The organism is Pseudomonas sp. LBUM1663 (assembly GCF_059695905.1).
Map to the genome: position 1 here is coordinate 3298230 of NZ_CP166792.1, position 21328 is coordinate 3319557.

Genomic DNA, 21328 nt, shown 5'->3' on the forward strand with positions numbered 1-21328 from the left:
AGACTCAAAACCGATGAACGATTCAGAACACTTCAACCTCCAGCGTCGCCGGGTATTGATGGGCATGGGCGCCGCCGGTGTCGCGCTGGCAGGCTCCGCACTGAGCTGCCCGGCGATGGCCGCAAGCCCCGCGCAAGTCACCGAAGCGCCGAGCAGCGACAAGACCGACGACCGCCACGCGTTCCACGGCAAGCACCAGACCGGCATCGTCACCCCGCGCCCGGCGTCGGGCATGCTGGTGTCGTTTGATGTTTTGGCCAGTGATCGCGAAGACCTGGAGCGGCTGTTCCGCACTCTCAACGAGCGCATCGCGTTCCTGATGCAGGGCGGCCCGGTGGCTCAAGTCGATCCGAAACTGCCACCGGTGGATTCGGGCATCCTCGGCCCGGTCGTCACGCCGGACAACCTGACCATCACCGTATCGGTGGGCGAGTCGCTGTTCGACGAGCGCTTTGGCCTGGCCGGTGCCAAACCGAAACGCCTAATCCGCATGGTCGGTTTTCCCAACGATGCACTGGAAGCCGATTGCTGCCACGGCGACCTGAGTCTGCAGTTTTGCGCCAACACCACCGACACCAACATCCACGCCCTGCGCGACATCGTGAAAAACCTGCCGGACCTGTTGCTGGTGCGCTGGAAACAGGAAGGCAGCGTGCCGCCCCAGGCCCCGGCGAAACCCGGTGTGCCAGCGCAGAGCGCGCGCAATTTCCTCGGCTTTCGCGACGGCTCGGCGAACCCGGATTCCAACGACGCCAAGGCCATGGACAGGATCGTCTGGGTGCAACCGGGCAGCGACGAACCGGCATGGGCCGCCAATGGCAGCTATCAGGCGGTGCGGATCATCCGCAACTTCGTCGAGCGCTGGGACCGCACACCCTTGCAGGAACAGGAAAGCATTCTCGGCCGCATCAAAGCCACCGGCGCGCCCATGGGCGGCGCCCATGAAACTGAAGTTCCGGACTACGCCAAAGACCCGGGAGGCAAACTGACCAAACTCGACGCGCATATCCGCCTGGCCAACCCGCGCACCGCTGCGACCCAGGCCAACCTGATCCTGCGCCGGCCGTTCAACTATTCCAACGGCGTGAACAAGAACGGTCAGCTGGACATGGGTTTGTTGTTCATCTGCTACCAGGCCGATCTGGACAAAGGTTTTATCACTGTGCAGACCCGACTCAACGGCGAGCCGCTGGAGGAATACCTCAAGCCGGTCGGCGGCGGTTACTTCTTCACCCTGCCGGGTGTGACGGGCGACAAGGACTTCATCGGTCGCTCGCTGCTTGACGCTACCTCACCCAAAACAAACACCTGAACAAAACCCACACGGAACCGTCCCATGAAAAAGTCGCCCCTCGCGTTATTGCTGACCCTTGGCTTGCTCAATACCCCGCTGTCGGCTTTCGCGGCGACGGCGCCGCTGGAGCTGGTGCAGCCGATTTCGGATTACAAAATCTACGTCACCGAGCAACTGGATGAGCTGGCGAGCCACACCCAGCAGTTCACCGATGCGGTGAAAAAAGGTGACCTGGCCACCGCCAAGAAACTCTACGCACCGACCCGGGTTTACTACGAGTCGATCGAGCCGATTGCCGAGCTGTTCAGCGACCTCGACGCCTCCATCGACTCGCGCGTCGACGACCACGAAAAAGGCGTGAAAGCCGAAGACTTCACCGGCTTCCACCGCATCGAGTATTCGCTGTTCTCGGAAAACAGCACCCAGGGTCTCGATGAACTGGCCGATGGCTTGAACAAAGACGTCAAAGACCTGCAAACCCGCGTCGCCGGCCTGACCTTCCCGCCTGAGAAAGTGGTGGGCGGTGCCGCTGCCTTGCTTGAAGAAGTGGCGGCGACCAAGATCTCCGGTGAAGAAGATCGCTACAGCCACACCGACCTGTATGACTTCCAGGGCAACATCGACGGCGCGAAGAAAATCGTCGACCTGTTCCGTCCGCAGATCGAAAAGCAGGACGCGGCGTTTATCGCCAAGGTCGACAAAAACTTCGCCAGCGTGAACAAGATTCTGGCGAAGTACAAAACCAGGGATGGTGGCTTCGAGACGTATGACAAGGTGAAAGAGAACGACCGCAAGGCGTTGGTTGGGCCGGTGAATACGTTGGCGGAGGATTTGTCGACATTGCGTGGAAAACTGGGTTTGAACTGAGGCTTTTCTAGTGTCTGGGCTGTCCCGATCGCGGGCAAGCCCGCTCCCACAGGGATTCGTGTGATTACAAAATCCGTTTGGGAGCGGGCTTGCCCGCGATGGCATTATCACGCTCACCAATATTCCTCCTGCCAAGCACATAACCCGCGCTAACATCCCCCGCCAATAACAAAAGCTCACGGAAGACTCACCATGACCACCCCTGCCTTCGACCTGCGCCCGCTCATGGTCGCCAACATGGCCTGTTCCATGTCGATGATGGCGTTCGTCTCCCTGATCGGGCCGATCGCCCGGGTGTTAGGCCTGGCCACCTGGCAGGCCGGCGCGGCGGTCACGGTGTCCGGGGTGATCTGGATGTTGCTCGCCCGCCCCTGGGGTCAGGCCAGTGATCGCTATGGCCGGCGACGGATTCTGTTGATCGCCACGGCCGGCTTCACCCTCGCCTACTGGGCCTTGTGCCTGTTCATCGATGCCTCGTTGCGTTTTCTGCCGTCCGCGCTGTTGGGGTTTATCGGGTTGATGATCGGACGCGGCCTGATCGGCGTGTTCTATGCCGCGATTCCGGTGGGCGGCAACGCGCTGATCGCCGACAACATCGAGCCGCAACACCGCGCCAAAGCCATGGCGGCCCTGGGCGCGGCCAACGCCTTCGGCCTGGTGATCGGCCCGGCGATTGCGGCCTTGTTGTCGCGCTTCAGCCTGAGCTTGCCGTTCTATGCCATGGCGATCCTGCCGTTGCTGGCGTTTGTGGTGCTGCACTACAAGCTCAAGGGTCAGGAACTGCACCTGCGGCAAGCGCCGCGCAAGGTTCATCTGAACGATCCACGACTGCGTCGCCCAATGGCCGTCGCGTTTGTGGCGATGCTCTGTGTGTCGATTGCGCAGATCACCGTCGGCTTCTTCGCCCTCGACCGACTCGGCATGAACCCGGCCGATGCCGCGCAAACCGCTGGCATCGCCCTGACCATGGTCGGTTTCGCGCTGATCTGTTCGCAACTGGTGGTGCGGCGGCTCGAATGGCCGCCGCTACGGCTGATTCGCGCGGGCGCACTGGTGGCGGCCGTGGGCTTTGCCGGCAGCATCCTGGCGGATGCCGCGTGGGGTTTATGGCTGTGCTTTTTCGTCTCGGCGGGCGGGATGGGGCTGATCTTTCCGTCGTTCGCCGCATTGGCGGCCAACGCGGTCGACGCCTCGGAACAAGGCGCCACCGCCGGTTCGATTGGTGCCGCGCAGGGCTTTGGCGTGGTCATCGGACCGCTGGCGGCGACGCTGATCTACGACATCGAACGGCGCCTGCCCTACCTGGTTGCCGCTGCGCTGTTGCTGCTGGTGGCATTGTGGCCACAGCCTCGGCAGCACTGAGCCTTACAAAATACGATAGAGCAACCGCTCGATCCGCACCCGACTGACACGCTTGAGGAACTTGGCCACCGCTGCCGGGTATTCCAGCAGCGTTTCCAGATCCTGATAACGCTGGATGCGCGTGGTGTTCTGGAAAATCTCGCCCAGTTCTTTACTGCGCGGCTCCAGCAACTCGCCCTTCGGGTCGTCGATCAGCAGCGCGTTCTCAAGATCGAGGCGGAACGCCCGTGGGTTGAGGTTATTGCCAGTCAGCAAGGTATAGCGCTTGTCGATCCACATGCCTTTGAGGTGATAGGTGTTGTCGCCGTCCTTCCACAAATGCAGGTTCAGCTTGCCACTGTCGATGCTGTGTTGATGGCGTTTGGCAAAGCGCCGCAGGCTGATCTCGTAAAGGTACGGCAGCGCGGCGATCACCTTGAACGGCTCGCTCGGCGGGATGAAGAAGTCGTTCGCGGTCTTGTCGCCTACCACGATGTCGATTTTCACGCCGCGCCCCAGGGCCCGGTTGATTTCCCGGGTCACCGCCAGTGGCAGGTTGAAGTACGGCGTACAGATGGTCAGCTGATGCTGGGCGCTGGCGATCAATTCACAGATCACCCGGCTCAACGGGTTGTTCTTGCCCACACCGAGCAACGGACTGACTGACAAACCGCCCTTCGCCGTGCTGCCGGCGGTGGTGTCGTACGCCGCGTGCTTGAGGCGGCTGCGCAAATCGCCGATGTCGTTGCGCAGGCTGCGGGTGGTGGGCAGGTTCGGCAGGTCGAGGCGATGCACCGCTTTGGAGGCGACCAGACCGTGCTGGATCAAGTGCTGCATGGAATCGGCCAGCGCGGAGTTCTGCAGCAGGTGATAACGGTCGTAGCGGTACTTGTCGAATTTGTGCAGGTAAACGTTATTCAGGCTCGCGCCGCTGTAGATCACGCAGTCGTCGATCACAAAGCCTTTCAAATGCAGCACGCCGAACAATTCGCGAGTCTGCACCGGCACGCCGTACACCGGCACAACACTTTCGTGGGTACGCGTCGCTTCCTGGTACCAGGCCGAGTTGCCCGGCTGTTTGCCGGCACCGATCAAGCCGCGCTGGGCGCGCAGCCAGTCCACCACCACGACCACGTCCAGTTCCGGACGCGCCAGTTTGGCGGCGTGCAAGGCATCAAGGATTTCCTGACCGGCCTCGTCCTGTTGCAAGTACAACGCAACGATATAGATGCGTTGGGTGGCACTGGCGATTTTTTCCAGCAGGCAACGACGGAACTCGGCAGCGCCGGAAAGAATAGTGACGGCATCGGCGGTCAGCGGAAAACTGCGCAGTTTAGGCAGCAGAGAGCGTTTGAAAAGCGACGGCATAGGGCTCGCAATGGGTCAATTCCGAATAGCCCGAGAGCTTACACCATGGAGGGGCTTGGGTCTTGCTGGCGTCTGTAGTGCCCTCATCGCTAGCAGGCTAGCTCCCACAGGGGAAAGCATTTCAAATGTGGGAGCTAGCCTGCTAGCGATGGCTTCCCAATCAACAATAAAATATCCACTTGACCATGGAGAACGATCATTCTACTGTTCGCCACATGAACGAACTTACCAGCAACGACACACGCGACATCATTCTGGATGTCACCGAAAAGTTGATCTACAAAAGTGGCATCGCCGCCACCGGAATGGATCTTCTGGTGAAAACCGCCGGCGTCTCCAGAAAAAGTATCTACCGCTACTTCGCCAACAAGGAGGAGCTGACCGTCGCCGCCCTGCAACGCCGCGACGTGCGCTGGATGAAGTGGTACCGAAGTGAAGTCGACCAGGCTGAAACCCCGGCCGACCGCCTGCTCAATCTGTTTACCGTGCTCAAGGCCTGGTTCGCCTCTGAAGGCTTCCGTGGCTGTGCATTCATCAATACCAGTGGTGAAACCGGCGACCCGCAAGACCCGGTACGCCTGGTCGCCAAAGACCACAAACAGAAGCTGCTCGACTACGTGCGCGAGCTCTGCACCGAACATGGCGCTACCGACCCGCAGATGCTGGCCAAACAGCTGCTGATCCTGATCGACGGCGCCATTACCGTAGCGCTGGTGATGGGTGATCACAGTGCCGCCGATAATGCGCAATGCATGGCGCGAAAGTTATTGGACCTGTAACACTTGAACCAAGCCCGACAACTTGCTGGAACTTTAACTAGAAAGGGAGACTATAAATGTCTAACGCCGAAGTTCGTCCGCCATTGCCACCGTTTACCCGTGAATCAGCCATCGAAAAAGTTCGCCTGGCCGAAGACGGCTGGAACTCTCGCGACCCAGAACGCGTGTCGCTGGCCTACACCCTTGACACCCAGTGGCGTAACCGCGCCGAGTTCGCCTACAACCGCGAAGAAGCCAAAGGTTTCCTGACCCGCAAATGGGCCAAGGAACTGGATTATCGCCTGATCAAGGAACTCTGGGCCTTCACCGGTAACCGCATCGCCGTGCGTTATGCCTATGAATGGCACGACGACTCGGGCAACTGGTTCCGTTCCTACGGCAACGAAAACTGGGAGTTCGATGAAAACGGTTTGATGGCCAACCGGTTTGCCTGCATCAACGACATGCCGATCAAGGAAAGCGACCGCAAGTTTCATTGGCCGCTGGGTCGTCGGCCTGATGATCACCCAAGCCTGTCCGATCTCGGTCTGTAAACACATATCCCACTGTAGGAGCCGGCTTGCTGGCGATAGCGGTCATCCAGTCGACATCATCGTTTACTGACAAACCGCTTCGCCAGCAAGCCGGCTCCTACAGGGGTTTTGTGGTGTTCAGGCGACTGCGGTTTGTGGTTTCACCTGCGCTTTTGCTTCAAGCTCCCGCACCAACGGCAACACCCGCTTGCCGAAGTACTCCACTTCTTCCTGGAAGTGCAGGAACCCCGCCAACACCAGGTCCACGCCCAGCGCTTTCAGCGCCACAATCCGCTCGGCAATTTGTTGCGGCGTGCCGATCAGGTTGGTCTTGAAGCCATCGTTGTACTGCACCAGATCCTCAAACGTCGACTTCGCCCAGTTGCCCTCGCCCTCTGGCGACGCCCTGCCGGCCTGTTTCGCCGCATCACCGAAGGCATTCACCGCTTCCGGGTCGGCTTGATCGATGATTTGCGCCAGCACCGCCCGGGCCTCTTCTTCCGTGTCGCGAGCGATGACAAACGCGTTCACTCCGACTTTCACCGAATGATGGTTGGCCGCGGCCTTGACGCGAATGTCGTCGACCTGGGCCTTGATGCCTTCAGGCGTATTGCCATTGGTGAAGTACCAGTCCGACACCCGTGCCGCCATGTCCCGGGCTGCGCGGGAACTGCCGCCCTGGAAGATTTCCGGCTGGCCCAGCGGCTTGGGCTTGAGGCTGTAGTTATCGAAGCGGTAGAAGTCACCACGGAAAGTGAAGTTGTCCTGGCTCCAGATGCCTTTGAGCGAGCGGATGAATTCCTCGGATCGGCGATAACGCTCGTCGTGTTCCAGCCAGTGTTCGCCAATCGCCTGAAATTCACCCTTGAACCAGCCGCTGACGATGTTCACCGCCACCCGGCCGTTAGTCAGTTGATCGATGGTCGCCAGTTGCTTGGCTGCCAAGGCCGGTTGCCAAGGCCCCGGCAGGATCGCCGCGATCACTTTCAGTTTGGTGGTTGCGGCCAGCAACGCATGGCTGAAGGCGACCGATTCGTGCTGGAACTCGGCACCGTAACCGGCGGTGAAACGAATCTGGGTCAGGGCGTATTCGAACCCGGCCTCTTCAGCCAGTTGCGCCAGCTTGCGGTTGTAGTCGATGCCCCAGTGGGTGCGTTGCTCGATCTTGCTGACCACCAGCCCGCCGCTGACGTTCGGCACCCAGTAGGCAAATTTGACGGCTTGCTGACTCATTGGCATGTCCTCAGGACGTTGGGAAGTCCTTGGGTCAGAGCAGCAACCGTGCCAGTGCTGGTTACTCGAGAGAGAACCGTGGCGAGGGAGCTTGCTCCCGCTTGAGTGCGCAGCGCTCACAAAAATTCTGGGGCCGCTGCGCAGCCCAGCGGGAGCAAGCTCCCTCGCCACAGATGCCAGTGGGTCTGGGGCAATTTGCGGATGCGCTGTTGGCTGGGCAACAGTTGGGTACATCTGAAAATCGACCATGTCGCGCAAACACTGTCCTGAAGCGCCAGGCATGGTCCGTGCAATCCCTCCTTGGCATTCACTGTCCAAGGAGCCGTCCCATGACCGAACACCAAGTAATCAACCCTCTGTCCATTGGCACCGACTATGAGTCGCTCGCCTCAAGATTCCGGCCGATTTTCCAGCGCATCGCCGCCGGCGCCGTAGAACGCGAGCAGTCCCGCAGCCTGCCCTTCGAGCCGATTCAATGGCTCAAGGACGCCGGTTTCGGCGCTGTGCGGGTGCCGGTGGAATATGGCGGTGGCGGCGTGTCCCTGCCGCAATTGTTCGAGTTGCTGATCGAGTTGGCCGAAGCCGACTCCAACGTGCCGCAGGCCCTGCGCGGGCATTTTGCCTTTGTCGAAGACCGCTTGAACTCACCGCCGGGGCCGGGCCGGGATCTGTGGTTAAAACGCTTTGTCGACGGTGACCTCGTCGGCAATGCCTGGACTGAAATCGGCAGCGTGACGATCGGCGATGTCATCACCAAAGTTTCGCCCCATGGCGACCAGTGGCGGCTTAATGGCGAGAAGTTCTACAGCACCGGCAGCCTGTTTTCCGACTGGATCGACGTGTACGCCCAGCGCAGCGACACCGGCGGCGATGTGATTGCCGCGGTCCGTACCCGCCAGCCGGGGATCGTGCAGAGTGATGACTGGGACGGGTTCGGCCAGCGCACCACCGGCAGTGGCACCTCGCGGTTTATCGATGCCGACGTGGACGCCGAGAACATCATCGACTTCGCCACCCGTTTCAAATACCAGACCGCGTTCTATCAGTTGGTTTTGCTGGCAACTCTTGCAGGGATCGGTCGGGCGGCATTGCGGGACGTGGCGCAGCAGGTCCGCGAACGCAAACGCATTTACAGCCACGGCAATGCTCAGCACGTCAGTCAGGATGCGCAGGTTCAGCAAGTGGTCGGTGACATCGCCGCGTGGGTGTACGCCGCCGAAGCGAGTACCTTGAAGGCGGCGCAACCGGCGCAACAGGCTTACCTGGCGCGGTTCTCGGGGGATGAAGTGCTGGAGCGGGCGGCGAATGTCGCCGCGGAAATCGAGTCGGCCAAGGCACAAGGGGTGGTTTCTGAATTGATCCTGCGGGCGACCACGCAGTTGTTCAATGCGCTGGGCGCTTCGGATGTTCGCGAAGGCAAATCGCTGGACCGGCATTGGCGCAATGCGCGGACGGTGTCGTCGCATAATCCGCTGATCTACAAGGCGCGGATTGTCGGGGACTGGACGATCAACGGGACTGAACCGCCGTTTGTGTGGCAGATCGGGAATGGGCCGCAGACAAAGTGATGTGTCGTTTGGGCTGACGCCATCGCGAGCAGGCTCGCTCCCACAGGGGGAATGCATTTCAACTGTGGGAGCGAGCCTGCTCGCGATGAGGTCAGACGGCTCGCCGCAATGTTTGGATCTAGGTAAGATATCGGCCCTTCCCCGCAGCCTCTTGCTGCACCCCGCCGAATAAGCCGATTTCCATGCCTTTCGAACTCAGCGTTGACCTCACCACCCTGGCCATTCTGGCCTTCGTCGCTTTCATTGCCGGTTTCATCGACGCCATTGCAGGCGGTGGTGGTCTGCTGACCACTCCGGCGCTGTTGACTGCCGGCCTGCCGCCGCACCTGGTGTTGGGCACCAACAAGTTGAGTTCGACCTTCGGCTCCGCCACCGCCAGTTTTACCTTCTACCGGCGCAAGCTGTTCCATCCAAGGCAGTGGGTTCACGCCATCGTCGGTACGCTGGTTGGCGCGCTGACCGGTGCCGTGGTCGCGCATTACCTGCCCGCCGAATGGCTGAACAAAATGCTCCCGGTGATCGTGTTCGCCTGTGGCCTGTATTTGTTGTTCGGCGGTACGCCGAAAGCGCCGCTGGACAGCGATGCGCCGATCAAGAAGAAGTGGCAATCGACCCAAGGCTTCAGCCTCGGTTTCTACGACGGCGTGGCCGGTCCGGGCACCGGCGCGTTTTGGACTGTCAGCAGCCTGCTGCTGTACCCCATCGACCTGGTGAAGGCCAGCGGCGTGGCGCGCAGCATGAACTTCGTCAGCAACATTGCGGCGCTGTCGGTGTTCGTGTTTTCCGGGCAGGTGGACTGGATCATCGGCCTGAGCATGGGTCTGTCGGTGATGGTTGGCGCGTTCTTCGGGGCTCGCACCGCCATCAGCGGCGGCGCGAAGTTCATTCGCCCGGTGTTCATCACCGTGGTGCTGGGCTTGACCGTGCGGTTAGCCTGGCAGCACTGGTTCAGCGTGGCCTAAGCGCCGCGCCACGTAAACGTCGATGAGGTAACGGGCAATCGAGCGCGACGCCGGCAAGGGCGGCAACGCATGAACGTTGAACCACTGGGCGTCTTCGATTTCGTCTTCCTGGCAGACAATCTCGCCACCGGCGTACTCGGCGTGAAAACCGAGCATCATCGAATGCGGGAACGGCCAGCACTGGCTGCCCAGGTACTGGATGTTCTTGACCTCGATCTGCACCTCCTCGCGCACCTCGCGAATCAGGCAGTCCTCTGCTGACTCGCCCGGCTCGGCAAACCCCGCCAACGTACTGTAGACCCCGGTCACGAAGCGTGGCGAACGGGCCAACAGCACCTCATCGCCCCGGGTCACCAGCACAATCATGCTCGGCGAGATGCGCGGGTAATAACGCAAATCACACGGTTCGCAGTACATCGCACGCTCACGGGGAACTTGCGTCGCCGCCTGACCGCAATTGCCACAAAAGCGATGCTCGCGGTACCAGGTGCCGATCTGCGCGGCATAACCGAGCACCTTGTACACCGTGTGATCGCCGTCGAGCATGAACGCCCGCAAGCCTTTCCAGTTGCAGCCCGGTACTTCGCTGTGACTGCGCAATTCCAGCAGGTAGACCGGTTCGCCATCCAGGTGACCGATGCCATGTTCGGCCAGGATCGAAAGGTCCTGGCGCTTGAGCCATTCGCGAGGGAACAGCGCGCCATTGTCATCGAACAGGAAGCCTTCGGGGCTGCGAGCCACGGCCCAGCCGCCGGGTTGATCGGTGTCCAGTACAGCGGTGGTCCAGCGTGAAGTCATTTTTAATCAGTCCAGAAATTCGGGTTTCTGTTTGCTCATGTGGGCAGCCATGGCCACGCGCAAATCGGTGGATTGCAGCATGGCGGCGTTCCAGGTGGCGACGTATTCGAGGCCGTCGTCGATGCGGTGGTCGCGCATGTAGCTGATCATCTCTTTGGTGCCGGTGACCGCAATCGGCGACTTGCTGGCGATTTCCCGGGCAATGCCCATCACTCCGTCCAACAGGCTGGCATTGTCGCTGTAAACGCGATTGACCAGGCCGATGTTGCGCGCTTCCTCGGCGCCGAAGGTGCGACCAGTGTAAGCCAGTTCACGCAGCATGCCGTCACCGATGATCCGCGGCAAGCGTTGCAAAGTGCCAACGTCGGCGGCCATGCCGATGTCGATTTCCTTGATCGAGAATTGTGCGTCTTCGGCGGCATAACGCATGTCGCACGCGGCAATCAGGTCGATGGCGCCGCCCAGGCAATAGCCCTGAATCGCCGCCAGCACCGGCTTGCGGCAGTTATCGACGGCGTTGAACGACGCTTGCAGGGCGAGGATCTTGCGGCGCAGCAGGCGCGCATTGCGGCCGACGTCCTTGCCCAGTTCATTGGCCACACCGGCCAGCATCATCAGGTCGATGCCGGAGGAAAAATGCTTGCCGGCGCCACTGAGTACAACAACCCGGGCTTCATCGGTGTCGTCGATCCACTGGAAAATCTCGATGATCTCGCTCCAGAACGCGGCGTTCATCGAATTGATCTTTTCCGGGCGGTTGATCTGCACATGGGCGATTTTATCGGCCAGTTCGACGGTGAACGCGGTGTACTGAGACATGGCAGTGATCCTTTTACCGGGGCAAAAATGAGGACCGGACTATAACAAGGCATTGCCTGGGGGAGTAAGGCAGTGGTTCGGCCAAAAGCGGGACTGCCTCGGGTTCTGTAGTGTCTGATCTGGCCTCTTCGCAGGCAAGCCTCGCTCCTACGGGGAAACGGTGCCTTTGTAGGAGCGAGGCTTGCCCGCGAAGGCCGCACCGCCAATCTAACTGCCCTTCACCGCCACAAACGCCACGGTTTCATAAGGCACGGTCACCACATCCTTGCCACGCAGATCAGGCTCCCCGGCAATCAACGCCCGCATCTGTTCATCGAACTTTTGCCGGCTTTCTCCGCCAAAGAAATGAATAATTGTTCACCCTGCGGTGTTCTCCAATCAACGCCCCATGAGAATTGCCCGTGAACAGCCTGAACCCGAATTCACCGCCATGTTACGACCGCCTCACCATGAGCCTGCACTGGCTGACCGCCCTGCTGGTGATTGGCCGCCGCATGCTGCCGGGGCGTGGTTTACACTGAATCGAATCTACTTGCGGAGCATTGCTCATGAACATCAGTCTTGCTGCTTTCACCGCCCCGCTGCTGCTCGCCGTTGCGTTATCCGGTTCACTGGCCCTGGCCAATGGCGAAGATGACGCCCCGGCCAAACCCAACTGCCCCAAAGGCCAGGTTTTCGACACCAAGTCGCAGAAGTGCGTCATGCAAACCAGCAGCCTGGTCCCGGACGCTGACCGCACCGATTACGCCTACCGCCTGGCCAAGGACGGTCGTTACGAAGAAGCCTTGGCGCTGCTCGACACGCTCAAGAATCCGAACACGGCCAAGGCCCTGAACTACCGCGGCTATGCCACGCGTAAACTGGGTCGTACCGACGAAGGCATCGGTTATTACCTGCAATCGGTCAAACTCGACCCGCGGTATGCGCAAGTCCGTGAATACCTCGGCGAGGCTTACGTGATCAAAGGTCGGCTGGACCTGGCGCAAGAGCAATTGCAGCAGATCAAATCGATCTGTGGCAGCACGTGTGAGGAATATCAGGACCTGGCCGAAGCCATCAACGATTCATCGAAAACCTGACACCCCGAACAGACGGAGGTCGCCATCGCCAGCGATCAGGCAATACGGGCAGAACTGGGCCAGCATTTGGCGCGTTTATGGCGTTACGGCCTGCTGCTGTCCCGGCAACGGCATGTGGCCGAAGACCTGGTGCAAGCCACCTGCGTTCGGGCACTTGAGCGTGCCGGACAGTTTGTCCCTGGCACTCGCATGGACCGCTGGCTGCTGAGCATCCTGCATTCGATCTGGCTCAACGAAGTGCGCTCCCGACGGGTGCGCCAGGGTCAGGGCCTGGTCGATGCCGATAGCCAGTTGTCGTTTGACGGAGAATCCGTGGCGCAGACTCATGTGCTCGCCGCCCAGGTCATCCGCCGCGTCGACGCACTGCCCGAGGCCCAGCGTGAAACGGTGTACCTGGCTTACGTTGAAGGCCTGTCGTATCGCGAAGTCGCCGAGGTGCTGCAAGTGCCCATCGGCACCGTCATGAGCCGCCTCGCCGCCGCACGGGTGAAACTGGCCGAATATCCGCCACTGCACACAGTGCCGAACCCTTTCACGGGAGAACGTCGATGAACGAGCGCGCGACACCTTCGGACGAGCAACTGGTGGCGTACCTCGACGATCAGCTCGATGCCGACCAGCGCACCCGCATCGACGCAGCCGTCGCCGAAGACTCGACACTCAACTTGCGCCTGCAATGGCTGGCCCGCAGCAGCCTGCCGTTCAAGGAAGCCTACGGCGAACTGGCTCAACACGCGCCCGTCGACCGCTTGCAATCGATGCTCGACACCTTGCCTTCGCCTGAAGGCCCGGCCATGAATCGACGCTGGTTCCTCGCCGCTGCGGCGAGCCTGGTGGTGAGCGGCGTGGTGGCGGATCGATTGTTCCTTGTCTGGCAATTGAGCCAGGAAAAGAGCAACTGGCGGGGCCTGGTCGCCGACTATATGTCGCTGTACGTGCCGCAAACCCTGGAACACTTGCCCGTCGATGAAGCTTCACAGCGGGCGCAACTGCGGACCCTCGACGCACGCCTGGGCCTGAGCCTGACGCCTGCGCAACTGGCCCTGCCACGGTCCGAATTGAAGCGCGCGCAAATTCTCGAGTACGACGGCATGCCGATCGCGCAGATTACCTATCTTGACCCGGCGCATGGTCCGATTGCCTTGTGCGCCAAGCGCTCCAACAGTGGCAGCCGGCATTTCGCCCATGAAATTCGACACAGGATGAATGTGGTGTATTGGGCAGACATGGAACATGCGTGGATGCTGATCGGGCATAACCCGGCGGCGGAACTGGAAGGCATGGCGAAGTTGTTGCGAAGTCGACTTAGCGTGTGAGCGAAGTTGTCCTATGCTTGGCGTCTGTTTTTCCAAGGAGGAACCTACCCATGCCAATCGCTTCTCGCACAGCCTTGCTGGTCATCGACGTACAGAACGACTTCATTCCCGGTGGCCAGCTGCCGGTGCCCGAGGGCGACCTGATCGTGCCCTTGATCAACCGCCTCGGCAGCCAGTTCAAACAGGTCATCATCGCCCAGGACTGGCACCCGCCCGGCCACGCCTCGTTCGCTTCAAGCCATCCCGGCCGCAAGCCTTACGAGGTCATCGAGCTGCCTTACGGCCCGCAAACACTGTGGCCGGATCATTGTGTTCGGGCAACGGCCGGGGCCGAGTTGCACAAGGGTCTGGACCTGCCCCACGCACAACTGATCATCCGCAAAGGCTGCAACCCGGACATCGACAGTTATTCCGCGTTTCTGGAAGCAGATCGCACGACCACCACCGGGCTGGCCGGCTATTTAAAAGAACGTGGCATCGACACCGTTTACCTGGTCGGGCTGGCGCTGGATTTCTGCGTGATGTTCTCGGCGCTGGACGCACGGGCGGCAGGGTTCAATGCCTTTGTGGTGATGGATGCGTGCCGCGCGATTGATCTGGACGGCTCGTTGGCGGCGGCGGTCGAGCGAATGCAAGTGGCCGGGGTCGGGTTGATTCCATCAAAAGCATTACTCGGCTGAGCGATCAAAAACCTGCGGCCATTGATGCCCTGTGGCGAGGGAGCTTGCTCCCGCTGGGTCGCGAAGCGGCCCCCTGCATTCTTTCAGTCACACCGCATTGGCTGGTTTACGCCTGCTACGCAGCCGAACGGGAGCAAGCTCCCTCGCCACAAGTTTTGTGTTGGATCAGGCGGAGGTGGGCAACCACAAACGGAACCGTGCGCCACCCAGCGGGGACGGTTCCACGGTCAGCGTGCCGCCCTGCGCTTCCAGCGCCCGGCGACTGATCGCCAGCCCCAGACCAAACCCACCCGTTGCGCGGTCGCGGCTGCGGTCCAACCGATAGAACGGTTCAAAGATCCGTTCGCGCTCATCATCGGGAATGCCGATGCCGTCGTCATCGACCCAGATTTCGCAGCCTTTCGGACAGACCTTGACGCCAATCTGAATGCGCTTTTCGCAATAGCGCATGGCATTGCGCAGCAGGTTTTGAATGGCGCGAGCCGTCAGTCGTGGGTCCAGCACGAAGCGCTCAAGTTGCCCATGCAGCAGCACGTCGATCACGATGTCCGGCGACTCCAGCTCTTCATCGACGCTGCCCAGAATGCTGTCGATAAACTCGTCCAGTGACACTTCAACCTGTTCCGGCAGCCGCGCCGGGTTTTGCAGTCGGCTGTAGGACAGCAACTCCAGGACCAATTCATCCAGTTCACGAATGTGCGCGACCAGCCCCAGCAGCCGCTCGCGACTGGCGGCCGGCAAGTCGTCGGACAGCGCCAGGGCCAGGCCGAAGTCCAGGCGCGTCAGCGGTGTGCGAAGTTCGTGGGACACGGCGTTGAGCAGGTCGCGCTGCTGGTTGAGCAGGTTTTCGATATCGCCGGCCATGGTGTCGAAGACGTTAGCCAGGCTGCCGATGTTGGAGTGTGGGGAAATCTGCGTGCGCTCGCCGAGATGGCCTTTACCGAAACGTTCGGCGGTGCCTTTGAGGCGCTCCAGGTCCCGCCAGTGCGGACGCAGCCACAGCAACAGGCAGGCGAGCATGGTCGCGCCGATCAGGACGTTGATGCTCCAGTACAACAGGCTGACGTCCATTGGGTCCGGCGGCACGACCATTTCGACAACGCTCTGCGGGTTCAGCGGCGCCACGGCGAGTGTGCGCCAGCCCCAGTCGCCGATGCGTACGACGTTCTCGCCTCGCTGCAAACGCTGGCGTTCGTCGAGTGTGAAATCGGGGTCGTCATAGCGGGTGAGGACGATACGCAGCGGGGCGAATTCCTTGTCCATCTCACTCGCCAGCGCCGGCCACTGCGCTTCGGGCACAGCGTGGAACTGTTTGACGATGAGGGTTTGCAGCCCGCGCGAATAATCCAGGTTGTAGGTGACGAACCGCTCATGGAACACCTTGATCACCACGTCAGGCACCAGGTAGATCGCCGCGCTATAAGAGACGATGGTCACCAGGTACAGGCGAAACAGGATCCTGAACATCGTCTCAGCATTCCCACTCGGAGCGGCTGAACAGGTAGCCCTTGCCCCACACGGTCTTGATTTTGCGCGCCTCGCCCGCGTGGTCGTCGAACTTGCGCCGCAGCTTGGAAATCGCCACGTCCACCGAGCGGTCGGTGCCGTTGAATTCGATGCCGCGCAGGCGTTGCAGGATCTGGTCGCGGCTCAGCACTTCGCCGGCATGTCGGGCCAGCACCACCAGCAGGTTGTATTCACCGCTGGACAGTTCCACCAGCTGATCGCGCCAGGTCACGGTGCGCTCGGACAGGTCGATACACAGGTTGCCCATAAGGATGCGGTCGTTGGCGGTCTGCGGTTCGCTGAGGCTGCTGCGGCGCAACAGCGTGCGCACGCGGGCCAGCAGGACGCGGGGCTCGCAGGGTTTGGTGACGTAATCGTCGGCGCCCATTTCCAGGCCCAGCACCTGATCGTGGCTGTCGTCGCGGGCGGTGAGCATCAGGATCGGCAGCGTGGCCGAATCCGCCCGCAGCAAGCGGCAGACTTGCAGGCCATCAAGCCCCGGCAGCATCAGGTCGAGGATCACCAGGTCCGGCGGATTGACCCGCGCCCGATCGCGCACGTGGTCGCCACGGCTGATGACACTGACTGAATAGCCATTGCGTTCCAGATAGCTGGCAATCAGTTCGGAGAGCGCGGTGTCGTCTTCGACCAGGAGGATGTTGGGCATGGGTGTTTCCAGAAAGTGCAGTGGCGACTGTCATGCCGCCATCGCTAGCAGGCTAGCGATGGCGGCCTGACCGTCGCAAAAAGTTTCAAGCGGCCAAGGATATACGCCCCCGCACGCCCGCGAGCAAAACCCTTACACAATTTCACACAGCACCAACAAAGCTTCACCGCTACTCTCCTCGCCTCCCCGTAGGATGCGGGCAGTCATTATTGGGGTAATTACATGTCAAAGAACCTGCTTGCCAAGCTCAGCCTGATGGCGCTGGCGTTGACGCTGAGCGCTTGTGACAAGTCCTCGAACGCAGAAGAACAGGCGCCTCTGGCCACGGTGCGGGTCGAAACCGTCGAAGCCCGGCCCCTGTCGATCACCAGTGAACTGAGCGGGCGGATTGCCGCGCCACGTATTGCCGAAGTCCGCGCCCGCGTCGCCGGCGTCGTGTTGCAACGCACCTTTCGCGAAGGCAGCGACGTAAAAAAAGGCGATGTGCTGTTCCGTATCGACCCGGCGCCCTTCAAGGCTGACCTCGACAGCGCCGAAGCCGCGCTGCGCAAGGCTGAAGCCAACGCGTTCCAGGCCAAACTGCAAGAACAGCGTTATGCCCAGTTGATCGAAGGCAACGCCATCAGCGGCCAGGATTACGACAACGCCCGGGCCAGTGCCCGGCAAACCGCCGCTGATGTCGCCGCCAGCAAGGCCGCCGTGGACCGGGCGAAACTCAACTTGGGTTATGCCACCGTCACTGCGCCAATCTCCGGGCGCATCGGCCGCGCGCTGGTGACCGAAGGCGCACTGGTCGGGCAGAACGAAACCACACCGCTGGCACTGATCCAGCAGTTGAACCCGATTCACGCCGACCTGACCCAATCAACCCGCGAACTCAACGACCTGCGCCGCGCCTTCCGTTCCGGCCAGTTAAAGGAAGTAGGTCAGGGCCAGGCCAAAGCCACGCTGATTCAGGATGATGGCAGCCTTTACCCGCTGCCGGGCAAGCTGCTGTTCACCGACATCACCGTCGACCCGGGCACGGGCCAGATCATCGTGCGCAGCGAATTCCCCAACCCAGACCTCGATTTGCTGCCGGGCAGCTTCGTGCGGGTACGCCTCGAACAAGCCGTCAATCAGCAAGGCATCAGCGTACCGCAGCGGTCCATTCAGCGTGACAGCGCCGGTATTGCCCAGGTGTTGGTGATTGACGCCGAACAGCGCATCGGCCAGCAAACGGTAGAACTGGGCGCGGTACAGAACGATCGCTGGATCGTCACCGGCGGCCTCAAACCCGGCGACCGCATCGTCACCGAAGGACTGCAACACGCCAAGCCCGGTGAGAAAGTCCAGATCGACAACACCCCTCTTCCACTTGCCCAGGTTTCTGGTCAGTAAGCAGGACGTTTTTTATGCCGCAGTTCTTTATCGATCGCCCGGTGTTCGCCTGGGTGGTTGCCCTGTTCATCCTGCTGGCCGGCGCATTGGCCATTCCTCAGTTGCCGGTGGCGCAATACCCTGACGTCGCGCCGCCGCAGATCGAAATCTACGCCGTGTACCCCGGCGCCTCGGCGCAGACCATCGACGAGAGCGTGGTCAGCCTGATCGAGGAAGAGCTCAACGGCGCCGATCATCTGCTGTATTTCGAATCCCAGAGCAGCCTCGGCAGCGCCACCATCAAAGCCACTTTCCAGCCGGGCACCAACCCGGAGATGGCTCAGGTCGACGTGCAAAACCGCCTGAAAGTCGTGGAGTCGCGGCTACCGCAAGCGGTCAATCAGCAAGGCTTACAGGTGGAGAAAGTCTCCGCCGGTTTCCTGTTGCTGATCACCCTGACCTCCAGTGACGGCAAGCTCGACGATGTGGCGCTCAGTGATTACCTGGCGCGCAACGTGATGAACGAGATCAAGCGTCTGGACGGCGTCGGCAAGGCTCAGTTGTATGGCGCCGAACGGGCGATGCGCATCTGGATCGATCCGCAGAAGCTGATCGGTTTCAACCTTACTCCGGCCGACGTCAACGCCGCCATCGTCGCGCAAAATGCCCAGGTCTCCGCCGGCAGCATCGGCGATTTGCCGACACGCACTACCCAGGAAATTACCGCGACCATTCTGGTGAAAGGCCAATTGTCGACACCGGAAGAATTCGCCGACATCGTCCTCAAAGCCAATCCCGACGGTTCCACCGTGCGCATCAAGGACGTGGCGCGGGTCGAGATCGGCAGTCAGGAATATCAGTTCGGCACGCGCCTGAACGGCAAGCCTTCCACCGCAGTCAGCGTGCAGTTGGCGCCGGGCGCCAATGCGCTGAGCACCGCGACCCTGGTGCGAGCCAAGATGGATGAACTGGCGCGCTACTTCCCGGCGAACGTGGAATACAAGATTCCTTACGACACCTCGCCGTTCGTCAAGGTATCGATCACCAAAGTCGTCTACACCCTCGGCGAGGCAATGCTGCTGGTGTTCGCGGTGATGTTCCTGTTTCTGCAGAACATCCGCTACACGCTGATCCCGACGCTGGTGGTGCCGGTGGCGCTGATGGGCACGTTTGCGACCATGTTGGCGCTGGGGTTCTCGATCAACGTGCTGACCATGTTCGGCATGGTCCTGGCCATCGGCATTCTGGTGGACGACGCCATCGTGGTGGTGGAAAACGTCGAGCGGATCATGGCCACCGAGGGCCTGTCGCCCAAAGAGGCGACGCGCAAGGCGATGAAGCAGATTACCGGGGCAATCATCGGCATCACCTTGGTGCTGGTGGCGGTGTTTATTCCGATGGCGTTCATGCAGGGCTCGGTCGGGGTGATTTACCGACAGTTCTCGCTGTCGATGGCCACCTCGATCCTGTTCTCGGCCTTCCTTGCGCTGACCTTGACCCCAGCGCTGTGCGCGACGCTGCTCAAGCCGATTGCCAAGGGCGAGCATCACGAAAAGAGCGGTTTCTTCGGCTGGTTCAACCGTGGTTTCGATCGTTTGACCGAGCGTTATCAAGGTTGGGTGGCTTATGCACTGAAACGCACGGGCCGTTATCTGCTGATCTACGGCGTGCTGCTGATCGGTCTGTGCCTGTGCTTCAGTCGCCTGCCCTCCTCGTTCCTGCCGGTTGAGGATCAGGGCTACACCATCACCGACATTCAGCTACCACCGGGGGCCAGCAAAAACCGCACGGTGCAGGTCGTGGAGCAAATTGAAGCGCACAACGCCACGGAACCGGGTGTCGGCGACAGCACGGTCATTCTCGGTTTCAGTTTTTCCGGCAGCGGACAGAACGCCGCACTGGCATTTACCACGCTGAAGGATTGGTCGGATCGGGGCAGCGACGACTCGGCGAGTTCGATAGCCGACCGCGCCAACATTGCGCTGAGCCAAATAAAAGAAGCGGTGGCCTTCTCGGTGCTGCCGCCGCCGGTTGACGGTCTGGGCACCTCCAGCGGCTTCGAGTTCCGCTTGCAGGACCGTGGCGGCCTCGGTCATGCCACGCTGATGAAAGCGCGCAGCGAATTGCTCGCCGCCGCCGAGGAAAGCCCGATCCTGATGAACGTGCGCGAAAGCGCGCTGGCCGAAGCACCGCAAGTGCAGCTGGAAGTCGACCGCAAACAGGCCAACGCGCTGGGTGTGTCCTTTGCCGACATTGGCAACGTGCTGTCCACGGCGGTCGGCTCGGCTTACATCAACGACTTCCCCAATCAGGGGCGGATGCAACGGGTGGTGGTTCAGGCTGAAGGCGATCAGCGCGGTCAGGTGGCCGATCTGCTGAAGATCCACGTGCGTAACGATGCCGGAAAAATGGTGCCGTTGTCGGCCTTCGTTCAGGCGAAATGGACCCAGGGGCCGGCTCAATTGACCCGTTACAACGGCTACCCGGCGATCAGCATTTCCGGCGAGCCGTCGCCTGGCCACAGCACGGGCGAAGCCATGGCGGAAATTGAGCGCCTGGTTGCACTCGGCCCGGCAGGGTTGGGTCAGGAGTGGACCGGGTTGTCGTTGCAGGAACGTTTGTCCGGCAGTCAGGCACCGATTTTGCTCGGGCTGTCGCTGTTGATCGTGTTCCTGTGTCTGGCGGCGCTTTATGAAAGTTGGTCGATTCCGACGTCGGTGCTGCTGGTGGTGCCGCTGGGTGTGCTCGGCGCCGTGCTCGCGGTGACGTTTCGCGGGATGCCCAACGACGTGTTCTTCAAGGTCGGGCTGATCACCATCATTGGCCTGTCGGCGAAGAACGCGATCCTGATCATCGAATTCGCCAAGAGCCTGTACGACGAGGGGCATGACTTGATCGACGCCACGCTGCAAGCTGCGCGCCTGCGACTGCGGCCGATTGTGATGACGTCGCTGGCATTCATTCTGGGTGTGGTGCCGTTGGCGATTGCGACCGGGGCCAGTTCGGCGAGTCAGCAAGCGATCGGCACCGGGGTGATTGGCGGGATGATCACGGCGACGCTGGCGGTGGTGTTTGTGCCGGTGTTTTTTGTGGTAGTGATGAAGCTGGTCCGCAAGCGCCATAAAGACATCTGACCCACAGGGGGCGTGTTGTTTTCTCCAGTGTGGTCAGAACAGACCA

At 61.0% G+C, this 21328-nt stretch carries 19 protein-coding genes and 1 pseudogene; 13 read left to right on the forward strand and 7 right to left on the reverse strand.

The features are described 5' to 3' along the window. The first annotated feature begins 13 nt into the window (after positions 1 to 13). The 3 genes from efeB (at position 14) to ACA075_RS15070 (ending at position 3523) form a co-directional block, all read left to right on the forward strand. Positions 14 to 1312: an iron uptake transporter deferrochelatase/peroxidase subunit gene (efeB, locus tag ACA075_RS15060; protein ID WP_497299162.1), complete on the forward strand. Its 1299-nt coding sequence runs from the start codon at positions 14 to 16 to the stop codon at positions 1310 to 1312. 24 nt (positions 1313 to 1336) lie between these two features. Further along, entirely contained in the window at positions 1337 to 2161 is an 825-nt protein-coding gene (efeO, locus tag ACA075_RS15065) for an iron uptake system protein EfeO (protein ID WP_497299163.1), read from the forward strand. Between the two features lie 192 nt (positions 2162 to 2353). Next, positions 2354 to 3523: an MFS transporter gene (locus tag ACA075_RS15070; RefSeq protein ID WP_497299164.1), complete on the forward strand. Its 1170-nt coding sequence runs from the start codon at positions 2354 to 2356 to the stop codon at positions 3521 to 3523. A gap of 3 nt (positions 3524 to 3526) precedes the next feature. On the opposite strand, the gene pssA is transcribed toward ACA075_RS15070, so the two are convergent. Then, positions 3527 to 4870 (reverse strand): CDP-diacylglycerol--serine O-phosphatidyltransferase, encoded by a 1344-nt coding sequence (pssA, locus tag ACA075_RS15075; RefSeq protein ID WP_497299165.1) that lies wholly within the window; start codon positions 4868 to 4870, stop codon positions 3527 to 3529. Between the two features lie 215 nt (positions 4871 to 5085). Here pssA and ACA075_RS15080 point away from each other — a divergent pair, with 215 nt between their 5' ends. Next, complete coding sequence (locus ACA075_RS15080; protein WP_497299166.1) at positions 5086 to 5649, forward strand: TetR/AcrR family transcriptional regulator; 564 nt, start codon at positions 5086 to 5088, stop codon at positions 5647 to 5649. A 56-nt stretch (positions 5650 to 5705) separates the two neighbouring features. Then, entirely contained in the window at positions 5706 to 6182 is a 477-nt protein-coding gene (locus ACA075_RS15085) for a nuclear transport factor 2 family protein (RefSeq protein WP_076031053.1), read from the forward strand. Positions 6183 to 6299: 117 nt separating this feature from the next. On the opposite strand, the gene sfnG is transcribed toward ACA075_RS15085, so the two are convergent. After that, complete coding sequence (gene sfnG / locus ACA075_RS15090) at positions 6300 to 7394, reverse strand: dimethylsulfone monooxygenase SfnG (protein ID WP_497299167.1); 1095 nt, start codon at positions 7392 to 7394, stop codon at positions 6300 to 6302. 329 nt (positions 7395 to 7723) lie between these two features. Here sfnG and ACA075_RS15095 point away from each other — a divergent pair, with 329 nt between their 5' ends. Continuing rightward, positions 7724 to 8962 carry an acyl-CoA dehydrogenase family protein gene (locus tag ACA075_RS15095; RefSeq protein ID WP_497299168.1) on the forward strand — a complete coding sequence of 413 codons (1239 nt, stop codon included), beginning with the start codon at positions 7724 to 7726 and terminating at the stop codon, positions 8960 to 8962. 182 nt (positions 8963 to 9144) lie between these two features. Beyond that, a complete protein-coding gene (locus tag ACA075_RS15100; RefSeq protein WP_497299169.1) occupies positions 9145 to 9924 on the forward strand; it encodes a TSUP family transporter in 780 nt (259 codons plus the stop codon). Here the strand turns inward: ACA075_RS15100 and nudC are convergent. From nudC to ACA075_RS15115, 3 genes and pseudogenes are all read right to left on the reverse strand, one after another. Beyond that, on the reverse strand, positions 9892 to 10722 hold the full coding sequence (nudC, locus tag ACA075_RS15105; RefSeq protein ID WP_497299170.1) for an NAD(+) diphosphatase: 831 nt from the start codon (positions 10720 to 10722) through the stop codon (positions 9892 to 9894). The two genes, ACA075_RS15100 and nudC, sit on opposite strands and share 33 nt — an antisense overlap. Before the next feature lie 6 nt (positions 10723 to 10728). Continuing rightward, a complete protein-coding gene (locus tag ACA075_RS15110; RefSeq protein ID WP_438662008.1) occupies positions 10729 to 11541 on the reverse strand; it encodes a crotonase/enoyl-CoA hydratase family protein in 813 nt (270 codons plus the stop codon). Between the two features lie 207 nt (positions 11542 to 11748). Then, positions 11749 to 11868: pseudogene (locus ACA075_RS15115) on the reverse strand (class I SAM-dependent methyltransferase); the annotation flags it as partial. A gap of 221 nt (positions 11869 to 12089) precedes the next feature. Between ACA075_RS15115 and ACA075_RS15120 the strand changes: the two are divergent. The 4 genes from ACA075_RS15120 to pncA all read left to right on the forward strand — a co-directional run bounded on the left by ACA075_RS15120 (position 12090) and on the right by pncA (position 14616). Next, positions 12090 to 12620 carry a tetratricopeptide repeat protein gene (locus tag ACA075_RS15120; protein ID WP_497299171.1) on the forward strand — a complete coding sequence of 177 codons (531 nt, stop codon included), beginning with the start codon at positions 12090 to 12092 and terminating at the stop codon, positions 12618 to 12620. A gap of 66 nt (positions 12621 to 12686) precedes the next feature. After that, the gene (locus ACA075_RS15125) at positions 12687 to 13172 is read left to right on the forward strand and encodes an RNA polymerase sigma factor (protein WP_255141626.1); all 486 of its coding nucleotides are present in this window, start codon (positions 12687 to 12689) and stop codon (positions 13170 to 13172) included. Beyond that, positions 13169 to 13936, forward strand: a complete 768-nt coding sequence (locus tag ACA075_RS15130; protein WP_497299172.1) for an anti-sigma factor family protein — start codon at positions 13169 to 13171, stop codon at positions 13934 to 13936. Before ACA075_RS15125 ends, ACA075_RS15130 begins: the two co-directional genes overlap by 4 nt. 50 nt (positions 13937 to 13986) lie before the next feature. After that, entirely contained in the window at positions 13987 to 14616 is a 630-nt protein-coding gene (gene pncA / locus ACA075_RS15135; protein ID WP_497299173.1) for a bifunctional nicotinamidase/pyrazinamidase, read from the forward strand. A 165-nt stretch (positions 14617 to 14781) separates the two neighbouring features. Here the strand turns inward: pncA and ACA075_RS15140 are convergent, their stop codons facing one another. Both ACA075_RS15140 and ACA075_RS15145 read right to left on the reverse strand, forming a co-directional pair. After that, the gene (locus ACA075_RS15140) at positions 14782 to 16083 is read right to left on the reverse strand and encodes an ATP-binding protein (RefSeq protein WP_497299174.1); all 1302 of its coding nucleotides are present in this window, start codon (positions 16081 to 16083) and stop codon (positions 14782 to 14784) included. A 4-nt stretch (positions 16084 to 16087) separates the two neighbouring features. Continuing rightward, positions 16088 to 16789, reverse strand: coding sequence for a response regulator (locus tag ACA075_RS15145; RefSeq protein WP_497299175.1), 702 nt, complete (start codon positions 16787 to 16789; stop codon positions 16088 to 16090). Between the two features lie 222 nt (positions 16790 to 17011). Between ACA075_RS15145 and ACA075_RS15150 the strand changes: the two genes are divergently transcribed. Both ACA075_RS15150 and ACA075_RS15155 read left to right on the forward strand, forming a co-directional pair. Beyond that, complete coding sequence (locus ACA075_RS15150) at positions 17012 to 18169, forward strand: efflux RND transporter periplasmic adaptor subunit (protein ID WP_497299176.1); 1158 nt, start codon at positions 17012 to 17014, stop codon at positions 18167 to 18169. A gap of 14 nt (positions 18170 to 18183) precedes the next feature. Then, entirely contained in the window at positions 18184 to 21282 is a 3099-nt protein-coding gene (locus tag ACA075_RS15155) for a multidrug efflux RND transporter permease subunit (RefSeq protein ID WP_497299177.1), read from the forward strand. Positions 21283 to 21328: the final 46 nt, after the last annotated feature.

Excerpts from the sequence above, each read along its gene's own strand:
- efeB (WP_497299162.1), top strand. The coding sequence starts at position 14 with ATGAACGATTCAGAACACTTCAACCTCCAGCGTCGCCGGGTATTGATG.
- ACA075_RS15095 (WP_497299168.1), top strand. The coding sequence starts at position 7,724 with ATGACCGAACACCAAGTAATCAACCCTCTGTCCATTGGCACCGACTAT.
- ACA075_RS15080 (WP_497299166.1), top strand. The coding sequence starts at position 5,086 with ATGAACGAACTTACCAGCAACGACACACGCGACATCATTCTGGATGTC.
- ACA075_RS15155 (WP_497299177.1), top strand. The coding sequence starts at position 18,184 with ATGCCGCAGTTCTTTATCGATCGCCCGGTGTTCGCCTGGGTGGTTGCC.
- ACA075_RS15150 (WP_497299176.1), top strand. The coding sequence starts at position 17,012 with ATGTCAAAGAACCTGCTTGCCAAGCTCAGCCTGATGGCGCTGGCGTTG.
- nudC (WP_497299170.1), bottom strand. The coding sequence starts at position 10,722 with ATGACTTCACGCTGGACCACCGCTGTACTGGACACCGATCAACCCGGC.
- efeO (WP_497299163.1), top strand. The coding sequence starts at position 1,337 with ATGAAAAAGTCGCCCCTCGCGTTATTGCTGACCCTTGGCTTGCTCAAT.
- sfnG (WP_497299167.1), bottom strand. The coding sequence starts at position 7,394 with ATGAGTCAGCAAGCCGTCAAATTTGCCTACTGGGTGCCGAACGTCAGC.
- pncA (WP_497299173.1), top strand. The coding sequence starts at position 13,987 with ATGCCAATCGCTTCTCGCACAGCCTTGCTGGTCATCGACGTACAGAAC.
- ACA075_RS15100 (WP_497299169.1), top strand. The coding sequence starts at position 9,145 with ATGCCTTTCGAACTCAGCGTTGACCTCACCACCCTGGCCATTCTGGCC.
- pssA (WP_497299165.1), bottom strand. The coding sequence starts at position 4,870 with ATGCCGTCGCTTTTCAAACGCTCTCTGCTGCCTAAACTGCGCAGTTTT.
- ACA075_RS15130 (WP_497299172.1), top strand. The coding sequence starts at position 13,169 with ATGAACGAGCGCGCGACACCTTCGGACGAGCAACTGGTGGCGTACCTC.
- ACA075_RS15140 (WP_497299174.1), bottom strand. The coding sequence starts at position 16,083 with ATGTTCAGGATCCTGTTTCGCCTGTACCTGGTGACCATCGTCTCTTAT.
- ACA075_RS15085 (WP_076031053.1), top strand. The coding sequence starts at position 5,706 with ATGTCTAACGCCGAAGTTCGTCCGCCATTGCCACCGTTTACCCGTGAA.
- ACA075_RS15145 (WP_497299175.1), bottom strand. The coding sequence starts at position 16,789 with ATGCCCAACATCCTCCTGGTCGAAGACGACACCGCGCTCTCCGAACTG.
- ACA075_RS15120 (WP_497299171.1), top strand. The coding sequence starts at position 12,090 with ATGAACATCAGTCTTGCTGCTTTCACCGCCCCGCTGCTGCTCGCCGTT.
- ACA075_RS15110 (WP_438662008.1), bottom strand. The coding sequence starts at position 11,541 with ATGTCTCAGTACACCGCGTTCACCGTCGAACTGGCCGATAAAATCGCC.
- ACA075_RS15070 (WP_497299164.1), top strand. The coding sequence starts at position 2,354 with ATGACCACCCCTGCCTTCGACCTGCGCCCGCTCATGGTCGCCAACATG.